This window comes from Caballeronia sp. LZ062, from assembly GCF_031450785.1.
In the GTDB taxonomy this organism is placed as follows: Bacteria; Pseudomonadota; Gammaproteobacteria; order Burkholderiales; family Burkholderiaceae; genus Caballeronia.
In genome coordinates this window covers 2128148-2139706 of record NZ_JARTWB010000002.1, presented here as the reverse complement: position 1 = coordinate 2139706, position 11559 = coordinate 2128148, and the positions used below count along the sequence as shown (strand labels likewise).

Sequence of the window (11559 nt, the reverse complement as noted above, 5' to 3'; positions counted from 1 at the left end):
GAGAAAGGATCATGACCCAGACACTGAACATCATCGGTCAGGCGGTGGATCGCCTTGAAGCGACGAGCCGCCGGGCAACGCGCGGTGCGCGCGTCGCACTCGCATTCGGAATCGTGGCGGCGGGATACGGACTGGTCGTCGCGAGCGCGCTGCACGGCGCGGGCGTGGCCGCCTGACGTCGTGCGGTGCCGCCGGCCTGCGGCATGGCCGGCTCAAAGCCTTGCCGCACAAGGAAACGGCGGCATTTCTAAGCTACACTGTCGAACGCTCGAAACGCCGCGCGGCGAAACAATGCGTCACGCGCGGCGCGCACCACGTTCGAATCACTCTTTCACGGAGTCATCATGGCGAAGAAAGGCATTGCACCTGCCGTCAACATCGGCATTAACGACAAAGACCGCAAACGGATCGCCGATGGGCTGTCCCGGCTGCTCGCGGACACTTACACGCTGTACCTGAAGACGCACAACTTCCACTGGAACGTCACGGGTCCGATGTTCAACACGCTGCATCTGATGTTCGAGACGCAGTACACCGAACTGGCCACCGCTGTGGATTCCATCGCGGAACGCATCCGCGCGCTGGGCGTGCATGCGCCGGGCAGCTATCGCGACTTCGCGAAGCTCTCGTCCATTCCGGAAGCCGAAGGCGTGCCCGAAGCCGAAGACATGATTCGCCAGCTGGTCGAAGGCCAGGAAGCGGTCGTGCGCACGGCGCGCGAAATTTTCCCGGCGACCGAAGCCGCCAACGACGAGCCGACCGCCGACCTGCTCACGCAGCGCATGCAGACGCACGAAAAGACCGCGTGGATGCTGCGCTCGATGCTGGCGTAAGTTAAAGCGGTTTTTTCCCCGCTTCAGAGACCCGTGCGATGGACTGCACGGGTCTTTTGCTTTGGGAGGCGGCGCGCGGAGCTGGACTAAAATAGCTTATCCCTGCTTCGATCACCTTCCATGCTCGCCCGTCTCCCGCTCTATATGCGCCTCGTGCGCCTGGATAAGCCCATCGGCAGCCTGCTGCTTTTGTGGCCGACGCTCAACGCGTTATGGATCGCGTCGGATGGCCGGCCATCGCCGATGCTGATCGTGATCTTCGCCGTCGGCACGCTGCTCATGCGCTCGGCGGGCTGCGCGATCAACGACTACGCCGACCGCGACTTCGACCGCTACGTGAAGCGCACCGCCGAGCGGCCGATCACGTCGGGCAAGATCAGGGCGTGGGAAGCGGTGGCGCTGGCTGCGGCGCTCTCGCTCGTCGCGTTCCTGCTGATTCTGCCGCTCAACGCGCTCACGAAGGAGCTATCGGTGTTCGCGCTGTTCGTCGCGGGCACGTATCCGTTCACCAAGCGATTCTTCGCGATTCCGCAGGCGTATCTGGGCATCGCGTTCGGCTTCGGCATTCCGATGGCGTTCGCCGCCGTGCAGGACCATGTGCCGATGCTCGCGTGGATCATGCTCGCGGCCAACGTGTTCTGGTCGGTAGCCTACGACACCGAATACGCGATGGTCGATCGCGACGACGACATCAAGATCGGCATCCGCACGTCCGCGCTGACCTTCGGCCGCTACGACGTGCTCGCCGTGATGCTGTGCTACGCGGCGACGCTCGCAATCTACGCGGGCATCGGCATCACGCTGCACTTCGGCTGGCCGTACTGGCTCGGCTGGCTCGGCGCTGCGGGCTGTGCGGCGTATCACTACATGCTTATTCGTCACCGGGAGCGCATGGCGTGCTTCGCCGCGTTCCGGCACAACAACTGGCTGGGCGGCGTGTTGTTCGTGGGGATCGCGCTTCAGTACGCGCTTGCCGGTTGAGAGTGCGGGGCGCGTGGCGATTTATTGATGCTCGCGCGTGTCGATTTCATCAAGCTCGACGTGGAAGGCATGGAACTGGACGTGCTTCGGGGCCCGAAGGAATCCTCGAGCGGTGCGCGCCCGTCAAGCTCGTCGAAGTGCTCAAGAGCGACGAGAAACCCATCCCGCCGTTTTTTATCCTCGCTTTGAACGCACATGATCCGCTGTTGAGGCACGTCGCGCAGCGCGGCAGCAGGCTTTTCATCCAATAACCCGCGCGCGCCGCGTCGTGATTCGGGGCGCGAACGAAACCATCGAGCGGTGCGTGCCCGTCATGCTCGTCGAAGTGGTCGAGAGCGACGAGAAACTCATTCGGACGTTTTGCTCGCGTTAAACGCACATGATCCGCTGTTGAGGCACGTCGCGCGGCGCGGCAGCAGGCTTTTCATCGAAAAACCGGCGCCCGCCACGCCTGATCTGCACGTTCAAGAGCCTCACGCAGCGCCCAATTCATCGCCCATTTCTTTGGCCCGCGCTTCTGCCGCCAGGACGCCGCGCACGATGGCTTCCTTCACCCCTTGCGCATCGAAGGAGGCGAGCGCGGCTGCCGTCGTGCCGCCCTTCGACGTCACGCGCTCGCGCAGCACGCTCGCCGGTTCACTCGACTGCGCCGCGAGCTGCGCCGCGCCCGTGAACGTCGCGACCGCGAGCGCACGGCCTTGCTCTTCGTCCATGCCGAGCGCACGCGCTGCTTCCTGCATCGCTTCGATGAAATAGAACACGTAAGCGGGGCCGCTGCCGGAGATGGCGGTAACGGCGTCGATCTTCGCTTCGTCGTCGAACCAGACGGTCGTGCCCACGGCTTCCAGCACCTGCGATGCAAGCGCCTTCGCTTCGTCGCTCACGGCCGGCAACGCCGCGAGCCCCGTCACGCCCATGCCGATAAGCGCGGGCGTGTTCGGCATGGTGCGCACCACTTGCGCGTAGCCGCCGAGCCAGCGCGAGAGGTCCGCCGCGCGGATGCCCGCCGCGATGCTGATGACCGTCTGCCGCGACAGATGCGGCGCGAGCGCCTCGGCGACGCCCTTGAGCACCTGCGGTTTCACCGCAAGCAGGATGGCGTCGTAGCCGGCGAGCTTCGCGTCGATGGCCGCGCCCGTCTCGATGCCGAATTGCTTCGCGGTGCGCGCGCGCGCTTCGTCGTTGATGTCGATGGCGTAGATATCCGCAGGCGCGACGCCGCGCTTGATGAGACCGCCGATGAGCGCCGCGGCCATGTTGCCGCCGCCGATGAATGCGATTTTCATGGTGAGTGATGAGTCAGTGGGTGTAAGTGCGCTTGCCGAAGATTGCGGTGCCGATGCGCACCATCGTCGCGCCTTCGAGCACGGCGGCTTCGAGGTCGGCGGACATGCCCATCGAGAGCGTGTCGAGTTCTAGGCCGTCGGCGCGCAGCGTATCCATCAGATCGCGCAGGCGCGCGTGCGGGGCGCGCTGGGCGTCGAGCGTGTCGGCGGGCTCGGGAATCGACATCAGGCCGCGCAGACGCAGGCCGGGCAGCGCCGCCACCGCATGGGCGAGCGCCGCAGCGTCGTGCGGCTCGACGCCGCTTTTCGATGCCTCGCCGCTCACGTTCACCTGCACGCAAACATTGAGCGGCGTCGCGCCTTCAGGACGCTGCGCGGACAGTCGTTCGGCGATCTTCAACCGGTCGATGGAATGTACCCAGTCGAACTGCTCCGCGACGAGCTTGGTCTTGTTCGATTGCAGCGGCCCGATGAAATGCCATTCGATTTCCCTGCGCAAGTCGGCGAGCGCCGCGATCTTCGCGGTGCCTTCCTGCACGTAGTTCTCGCCGAACGCGCGCTGGCCGGCCTCGAAGGCGGCGCGCACGTCGTCGGCGGGAAAGGTCTTGGATACGGCGAGCAGTTTCACCGACGCCGGATCGCGCGAGGCGCTTGCTGCCGCTTGCGCGATCCGTTGACGGACTTCTTCCAGATGTTGAGCGATGGACATGCGTGAGCGACATTCGAGGCGGATGCGGGGATTATACGAATCCGCCTAGCCGTACAGCAGATGCTCCAAAAGCTGAATCCAGTGCGTCACCGGCGTGGATGTCCCGCTTTGCAGATGCGCGATGCAGCCGACGTTCGCGGACACGATCATCTGCGGCTCGGTTTTCTCCAGCCGGTCGAGCTTTTGATTGCGCAGCGCGTAGGCCATTTTCGGCTGCAGCACCGAGTATGTTCCTGCCGATCCGCAGCAAATGTGCGCATCCGCCGGCAGCCGCACCTCGAGACCGAGCGCCGTCAGAAGATGTTCGACGCGCCCGCGAATCTGCTGCCCGTGTTGCAGCGTGCACGGCGGATGAAACGCGACCGTATGCACCGCGCGCCGCCGCGCCAGCGCGACGAGTTCCTCTTCGAACGCCGGCAGGATTTCGGCGAGATCGCGCGTCAGATCGACGATGCGCCGCGCCTTGTCCGCGTACATCGGATCGTTGCGCAGCAGATGCGCGTACTCCTTGACCGTCGCGCCGCAGCCCGACGCGTTCATCACGATCGCCTCGACGCCGTTCTCCACATACGGCCACCACGCGTCGATGTTGTTGCGCACGTCGTCGAGCGCGTCGTCGTTGTAGCCGAGATGCAGGCGGATCGCGCCGCAGCAGCCCGCACCCGGCGCCGTCACGATTTCGATGCCGAGCGCATCGAACACGCGCGCCGTCGCCGTGTTGACGTTCGGCATCATCGCGGGCTGCACGCATCCGGCGAGCATCAGCATCTTGCGCGCGTGCTTGCGCGTGGGCGGCGCGAGCGGCTTTTCGGGCACGGGGATCTTCGTGCGCAGCGTGCGCGGAAGCACGCCGCGCACTTGCTGCCCGAGCTTCATCGCGGGAGTGAAAAGCGTGCTATTCGGCAGGAAGCTCGCGAGAAAGCGGCGCTGGATGCGCTGGCGCATCGGCCGCTCCACTTTCTGTTCGACGACCTTGCGCCCGATCTCGACGAGCTTGCCGTACTGCACGCCGGACGGGCACGTCGTTTCGCAGTTGCGGCACGTGAGGCACCGGTCCAGATGCGTCTGCGTGCTGCGCGTGGCGGGCGCGCCCTCGAACATCTGCTTCATCAGATAGATGCGCCCGCGCGGCCCGTCGAGTTCGTCGCCGAGCAGTTGATACGTCGGGCAAGTCGCCGTGCAGAAGCCGCAGTGGACGCACTTGCGGAGAATCGCGTCGGCTTCGTCGCCATCGGCGGTGCCGCGGATGAAATCGGCGAGATTGGTTTGCATTGCGTGTTGCTCGGTTCGGCTAGAAATCGGGATAGAGCCGGGCGCGGTTGAAGATGCGCGCCGGATCGAACGCGGCCTTCAACCCGCGGTGAATCTTCATGAGCGGCGCGGGCAGCGGCGTGAACACGCCCGCGTTGCGGTCGTAGGCCGAGCCCGCGCGAAAGATCGTCGCGTGACCGCCGGCCTGCTTCGCGCTGATGCGCACGGTCTGCGGATCGGTGTCCGTGATCCACCAGCGTTGCGCGCCGCCCCATTCCATGAGCTGCGCGCCCGGCAGATGCAGCGGCTCGGCAATCGACGGCAGCGCGAGCCGCCAGAGCGCCGAGCGCGGCTCGATCACGGCGAAAAACGGGTCCGTCTGTTCGCGCATGCCGACCCAGAAACGGTCGGCTTCGACTGCATCCACCACTTCGCCGCCGAGCGTATTGCGCGCGGTCTTCACAGCCGCTTCCGCACCCGCGAGACGCAGCGCGAGCGTGCCGTCGCGCCACGCACTGCCGCTGATCGGCAACGCGTGGCCGCCCCATTCGTTGAGCTTGCGCACGCCGTCCGTGGCGTGCATGTCGAACTTGAGCGTGGCTTCCGCGACGGGACGCGGCAGCACTTTCACCGAGAGTTCGAGAATCAGCCCGAGCGTGCCGAGCGATCCCGCGAGGAGCCGCGCGACGTCGTAGCCCGCGACGTTCTTCACCACTTGCCCGCCGAAGTGCAGCACTTGCCCGCGTCCGTTCATGATGGCCGCGCCGAGCACGAAATCGCGCGCCGCGCCGGTCCACGCGCGGCGCGGTCCGGCAAGACCCGCCGCGATGCAGCCGCCGAGCGTCGCATTGCGGCCGAAGTGAGGAGGCTCGAAAGGCAGCATCTGGCCATGTTCTCTTAACGCAGCTTCTATTTCAGCAAGGGGCGTTCCGCTTTTCGCGGTAATGACGAGTTCCGCCGGATCGTACGAAACGATCCCGCGGTATGCGCGCGTGTCGAGAATCTCTCCCTGGAGCGTCTGGCCGTACCAGTCCTTCGTGCCGCCGCCGCGAATGCGCAGCGGCGCGCCGGTCTCGCTGGCCCGGGCGATCCGCTCCGACCAGGCGGCGACGATGTCGTCCTGTTCCATGGTGTCCCGCTCTTGTAATCGGCTTTCCGTATGGCTTGCGCTACGCCTGTCCGGTCGATTGTACCGGCCGCTTAACGCAGCCGTACCCGGACAAACGTGGATAGCGAAACGCGCGGCGAGCGCGGCGGCCGGTCAGAAGCGCGGCAGTTCGGGATGCGGCAGAAGGCCGCCGCGAATGTGCATCTTCCCGTACTCGGCGCACCGCGCGCGCGTGGGAATGCCCTTGTCGGGATTGAGCAGACGCAGCGGATCGAACGCGCGCTTGACGGCGTGAAACGCGTCGCGCTCTTCGGGCGAAAACTGCACGCACATCGAATTGATTTTTTCGATGCCCACGCCATGTTCGCCCGTCACCGTGCCGCCCAATTCCACGCAGGTTTCGAGAATGTCCGAGCCGAACGCTTCCGCGCGATGCCACTCGTCGAGATCGTTGCCGTTGAAGAGAATGAGCGGATGCATGTTGCCGTCGCCCGCATGGAACACGTTGATGCAGCGAAGCGCGTACTTCTTTTCCATCTCTTCGATGCGCGCGAGCAGCGGCCCGATGGCGCGGCGCGGCACCGTGCCGTCCATGCAGTAATAGTCGGGCGAAATGCGGCCTGCGGCGGGGAACGCGTTCTTGCGGCCGGACCAGAACTTGAGCCGCTCGGATTCGGAGCGCGAAATCTGGATGCGCGTCGCGCCGTGTTCGCGCAGCACGGCGGTCATGCGCACGATTTCCTCGGCGACTTCGTCGTAGGTGCCGTCGGATTCGCACAGCAGGATGGCGGCCGCGTCGAGGTCGTAGCCGGCGTTGACGAACTCTTCGACGGCGCGCGTCGCGGGCTTGTCCATCATTTCGAGGCCGGCCGGGATGATGCCCGCCGCGATGATCGCCGCGACCGCGTTGCCGCCTTTCACCACGTCGTCGAAGCTCGCCATGATGACTTGCGCGGTCTGCGGCTTCGGAATCAGCTTGACGGTGACTTCGGTGACGATGGCGAACATGCCTTCGCTGCCGATCAGCACCGCGAGCAGATCGAGCCCCGGCGCGTCCGGCGCGAGCGAGCCGAATTCGACGATTTCGCCTTCCATCGTCACGGCGCGCACACGCAGCACGTTATGCACGGTGAGGCCGTATTTCAGGCAATGCACGCCGCCCGAATTCTCGGAGACGTTGCCGCCGATGGTGCACGCGATCTGCGACGACGGGTCCGGCGCGTAGTACAGCCCGTAGGGCGCGGCGGCTTCTGAAATGGCGAGATTGCGCACGCCGGGCTGCACGGTGGCCGTGCGCGCGTACGAATCTACTTCGATGATGCGCCGAAAGCGCGCCAGCGACAGCACGATGCCGTGACGAATCGGCATGGCGCCGCCGGAAAGCCCCGTGCCCGCGCCGCGCGGCACGATAGGCACGCCGAGCCGCGCGCAGATCTGCACGACGCGCTGCACCTGCGCTTCCGTTTCGGGCAGCACGACCGCGAGCGGCAGACGCCGGTAGGCGGCGAGACCGTCGCATTCGTAGACGGAGGTGTCCTCGTCGCGAAACAGCAGGCAGTGCGTGGGCAGTACGGCCATCAGCGCCTGCACGACTTCGCGCTGACGCTCGGCGAGTTGCTCTTCCGTGAGCGCGGGCGCGTCCTCGTGCGGCAGATTCGGCGAGAATTCCGGCGCGGCGGCGCTGGAGAACTCGGGCTTGAGTTCGTCGGGTGCGTTCATGTCTCCTCCCGGCGCCTGAACATGACGGCGCGTATTCGATGAAAGTCTCTGACGCGGCGACACCCCATGTTGCGCGCTCGTGGCTTCTTCGTCCACCGGGCGCGCGGGTGCGTCTGTCGCGCTTATCGCGTGAACGCGAAAATCTTGCCCGGATTCATCAGGTTCTTCGGATCGAGCGCGTGCTTAATGGACCGCATCACATCGATGCCGTCTTCGCCGTGCTCGTCGATCATGAAATCCATCTTGTGCAGCCCGACGCCGTGCTCGCCCGTGCACGTCCCGCCGACCGCGAGCGCGCGCTCGACGATGCGCCGGTTCAGGCGCTCGGCTTCATCGCGTTCCTCGGGCTTCGCGGGATCGAGCAGCATCGCGACGTGGAAGTTGCCGTCGCCCACATGTCCGACGATCGGGCAGGGCAGCGACGAGCCGAGGAGGTCCTGTTCCGTCTCCTCGACGCATTCGGCCAGGCGCGAAATCGGCACGCAGACGTCGGTCGTCACGGCGCGGCAGCCGGGCTTCAATTGCAGCATCGCGAAATAGGCGTTGTGACGCGCGGTCCAGAGACGGCTGCGGTCTTCGGGACGCGTCGCCCATTCGAAGTCCGTGCCCTGATTCTGCGCGGTGATCTCCTGCACGGTCTGCGCCTGTTCCTTGACGCCCGCCTCGGTGCCGTGGAATTCGAAAAACAGCATCGGCGATTCGCGCAGCGTGAGGTTCGAATGGCGATTGATGGCGCGCACGGCGAGCTTATCGAGGAATTCGACGCGCGCAATCGGCACGCCCATCTGGATCGTTTCGATGACGGCGCGCACCGCGTCGCCCATCGACAGAAACGCGCAGACGGCGGCGGAGATCGCTTCCGGCTGCGGATAGAGCCGCACGGTGATCTCGGTGATGACGCCGAGCGTGCCTTCCGAGCCGACGAAAAGCCGCGTCAGGTCGTAGCCCGCCGACGATTTGCGGGCGCGCGTGCCGGTATGGATGACGCGGCCGTCGGCCAACACGACAGTCAGCGCGAGGACGTTTTCGCGCATCGAGCCGTAGCGCACGGCGTTGGTACCCGAGGCGCGCGTCGCCGACATGCCGCCGATGCTCGCGTCCGCGCCCGGATCGATGGGGAAGAAAAGGCCGGTGTCCTTCAGCGCTTCGTTCAACTGCTTGCGGGAAATGCCGGGCTGCACGGTGGCGGTCAGGTCTTCGGCATTGATGGAGACGACGCTGTTCATCTCCGACAGGTCGATGGACACGCCGCCTTGCACCGCGAGCAGATGCCCTTCGAGCGACGATCCGTTGCCGTAAGGGATGATCGGCACGTCGTGCTCGGCGCACAGCCGGACGATGGCCTGGACCTCTTCGGTGCTGCGCGCGAAGACGACGGCGTCGGGCAATTGCGGATCGAACGGCGATTCGTCGCGGCCGTGGTGCTCGCGCACGGCCTGGCTCGTGCTGGCGCGATCGGCGAATTGTTGCTTGAGCGCGTCGAGCAGGGCGGCGGGAAACGGCCGGCGGATGGCATGCGGCAAGGCGGGGTGGTTCACGGGCGTCTCCGGCGGATTTTTGTCGATTTCGTGCTTCGGGCGGCATGCGTGCTGTTTGTCGGTTGCACGGCAGCTCGCCGAAATGCTGTCTTATTCTACGCGCGGGACGTTCTCGGCGCGCGGCGTCGCGGGCTTAGGGCGCTGCCTATAATGCTTCGGCAGCTTTTCGGCGTATTCCAACGACAAGGAGCAGTGATGGGTAACCGCCTCAGCAAGATTGCGACGCGCACCGGCGACGATGGCACCACCGGACTCGGCGATGGCCGCCGCGTTCCGAAAGACGATGCGCGTTTTGCGGCGATTGGAGACGTCGATGAATTGAATTCGTCGCTCGGCGTGTTGTTGTGCGAGGCGTTACCGCCGGACGTGCGCGATGCGCTGATGCAGATTCAGAACGACTTATTCGATTTGGGCGGGGAATTGTCGATTCCCGGACATTCGATGATTTTAGATTCGCATTTAGCGCGGTTGGATGCGTGGCTCGCGGATTACAACTCGACTTTGCCGCCGCTTAAGGAGTTTATTTTGCCGGGCGGGTCGAGGGCGGCGGCGCTGGCGCATGTTTGTCGGACGGTTTGTCGGAGGGCAGAGCGGGCGATTGTTGCGCTTACGCGTGTGGAAGGCGATGCGGTGAATGACGCGCCGGGAAGATACGTTAATCGGCTGTCGGATTTGTTGTTCGTGTTGGCGCGGGTTCTGAATCGGGCGGATGGAGGCGAGGATGTCCTCTGGAATCACGCGCGAGCGTGATAATCCGCGCGAGGAGGTTTAGAACGTGCGCAGAGCCGACAACGATTGCGGAACAAAGGTGTCGACTCTGCGTGACTACACTGTGATCAATTGCCACCAACCCTTTTGATTCGCCGCTGCTTCACCGCCTCCGCCAATCTTTCAAGCACCCCGACGCTTTCCTCCCACCCAATACAAGCATCAGTAACGCTTTGCCCATAAGTAAGCTCACACCCTTCCTTCAAATCCTGCCGCCCTGCGACAAGATGCGATTCCACCATCACGCCGACAATCCGTTCCTCGCCAGCCGCCAACTGCCGCCCAATATCCTCACAAACCGGAATCTGATTCTCATGCTTCTTCGAGCTATTGGCATGACTCGCATCGATCATTAACCGCGCCGCTAATCCCGCCTTGCCAATATCGATGCAAGCCGCATCGACCGAAGCCGCATCGAAATTCGGCGTCTTACCGCCGCGCAGAATGATATGGCAGTCCTCATTGCCGGCGGTCGAAACAATTGCCGAATGCCCGCCCTTCGTCACAGAAAGAAAATGATGCGGCTGCGAAGCGGCTTTGATCGCATCGACCGCGATTTTTACGTTGCCATCCGTGCCATTCTTGAATCCGACCGGACACGAAAGCCCCGAAGCCAATTCCCGATGCACTTGCGACTCGGTCGTCCGCGCGCCAATCGCGCCCCACGAAATCAAATCCGCGATGTACTGCGGGCTGATCATATCGAGATATTCCGTCCCAGCCGGCAGCCCGAGCTCATTGACATGCATAAGCAATTCGCGCGCGGCCCGCAAACCGTCGTTGATCTTGAAGCTGTTATCCATATACGGATCGTTGATCAGCCCCTTCCAGCCGACCGTCGTGCGCGGCTTTTCGAAATACACGCGCATCACAATTTCGAGTTCGCCCGCGAACCGCTTTCGCTGTTCGATCAACCGCCCCGCATATTCCAGCGCCGCCTTCGGATCGTGAATGGAACACGGGCCGATGATGACGATCAACCGGCCATCCATGCCATGCAAAATGCGATGCATCGACTGCCGCGCGTTGAAGATGAGATCGGACACCGGCTCGGTGCACGGAAATTCGCGGATCAAGTGCGCGGGCGGGACGAGCTCCTTCAACTCACGGATACGAACGTCATCGGTGTTGTGCGGGGGCATGGCGATTCTCCAACGGCAATGTTCTGAGCAAAAAAGGTAAGGCGAAAAAAAACCGCCAGACTCGCTGGCGGTTTTTCGGGAATTCGGTTTTGCGTATTTGAAACCTACGACTCACCCCTCTCGATCCGCCAGCGGCTTGAGATGCCAAAAGAAATAAAAATAAAACTTGGCGGACATGGTGAGCAAAGGGCGCATCGCAAAAAGGTTGACCGTCTTTATAACCT

The 11559-nt window shown here is 64.1% G+C and carries 12 protein-coding genes; 5 read left to right on the top strand and 7 right to left on the bottom strand.

What is annotated here, in order from left to right; all coding sequences use genetic code 11:
* Positions 1 to 11 precede the first annotated feature (11 nt).
* The 4 genes from P9239_RS15980 (at position 12) to P9239_RS23410 (ending at position 2003) form a co-directional block, all read left to right on the top strand.
* The gene (locus P9239_RS15980; RefSeq protein WP_309752541.1) at positions 12 to 176 is read left to right on the top strand and encodes a hypothetical protein; all 165 of its coding nucleotides are present in this window, start codon (positions 12 to 14) and stop codon (positions 174 to 176) included.
* A gap of 168 nt (positions 177 to 344) precedes the next feature.
* Positions 345 to 833, top strand: a complete 489-nt coding sequence (locus P9239_RS15975; RefSeq protein WP_309752540.1) for a Dps family protein — start codon at positions 345 to 347, stop codon at positions 831 to 833.
* Positions 834 to 953: 120 nt separating this feature from the next.
* On the top strand, positions 954 to 1814 hold the full coding sequence (ubiA, locus tag P9239_RS15970; RefSeq protein ID WP_309752538.1) for a 4-hydroxybenzoate octaprenyltransferase: 861 nt from the start codon (positions 954 to 956) through the stop codon (positions 1812 to 1814).
* A gap of 27 nt (positions 1815 to 1841) precedes the next feature.
* Positions 1842 to 2003, top strand: coding sequence for an FkbM family methyltransferase (locus P9239_RS23410; protein WP_309756375.1), 162 nt, complete (start codon positions 1842 to 1844; stop codon positions 2001 to 2003).
* Positions 2004 to 2287: 284 nt separating this feature from the next.
* Here the strand turns inward: P9239_RS23410 and proC are convergent, their stop codons facing one another.
* The 6 genes from proC to P9239_RS15940 form a co-directional block, all read right to left on the bottom strand.
* The gene (proC, locus tag P9239_RS15965; RefSeq protein WP_309752536.1) at positions 2288 to 3100 is read right to left on the bottom strand and encodes a pyrroline-5-carboxylate reductase; all 813 of its coding nucleotides are present in this window, start codon (positions 3098 to 3100) and stop codon (positions 2288 to 2290) included.
* Between the two features lie 13 nt (positions 3101 to 3113).
* Complete coding sequence (locus tag P9239_RS15960; RefSeq protein ID WP_309752534.1) at positions 3114 to 3809, bottom strand: YggS family pyridoxal phosphate-dependent enzyme; 696 nt, start codon at positions 3807 to 3809, stop codon at positions 3114 to 3116.
* A gap of 45 nt (positions 3810 to 3854) precedes the next feature.
* Positions 3855 to 5081 (bottom strand): glycolate oxidase subunit GlcF, encoded by a 1227-nt coding sequence (gene glcF, locus P9239_RS15955; protein WP_309752532.1) that lies wholly within the window; start codon positions 5079 to 5081, stop codon positions 3855 to 3857.
* 19 nt (positions 5082 to 5100) lie between these two features.
* Positions 5101 to 6189 carry a glycolate oxidase subunit GlcE gene (glcE, locus tag P9239_RS15950; RefSeq protein ID WP_309752530.1) on the bottom strand — a complete coding sequence of 363 codons (1089 nt, stop codon included), beginning with the start codon at positions 6187 to 6189 and terminating at the stop codon, positions 5101 to 5103.
* Positions 6190 to 6321: 132 nt separating this feature from the next.
* Positions 6322 to 7887: an FAD-linked oxidase C-terminal domain-containing protein gene (locus P9239_RS15945; protein WP_309752528.1), complete on the bottom strand. Its 1566-nt coding sequence runs from the start codon at positions 7885 to 7887 to the stop codon at positions 6322 to 6324.
* Between the two features lie 122 nt (positions 7888 to 8009).
* Positions 8010 to 9425, bottom strand: coding sequence for an FAD-linked oxidase C-terminal domain-containing protein (locus tag P9239_RS15940; RefSeq protein WP_309752526.1), 1416 nt, complete (start codon positions 9423 to 9425; stop codon positions 8010 to 8012).
* Positions 9426 to 9620: 195 nt separating this feature from the next.
* On the opposite strand from P9239_RS15940, the gene P9239_RS15935 reads away from it, so the two are divergent.
* Entirely contained in the window at positions 9621 to 10175 is a 555-nt protein-coding gene (locus tag P9239_RS15935; RefSeq protein WP_309752524.1) for a cob(I)yrinic acid a,c-diamide adenosyltransferase, read from the top strand.
* Between the two features lie 86 nt (positions 10176 to 10261).
* Here the strand turns inward: P9239_RS15935 and aroG are convergent, their stop codons facing one another.
* Positions 10262 to 11335, bottom strand: a complete 1074-nt coding sequence (gene aroG / locus P9239_RS15930; protein ID WP_309752522.1) for a 3-deoxy-7-phosphoheptulonate synthase AroG — start codon at positions 11333 to 11335, stop codon at positions 10262 to 10264.
* Positions 11336 to 11559: the final 224 nt, after the last annotated feature.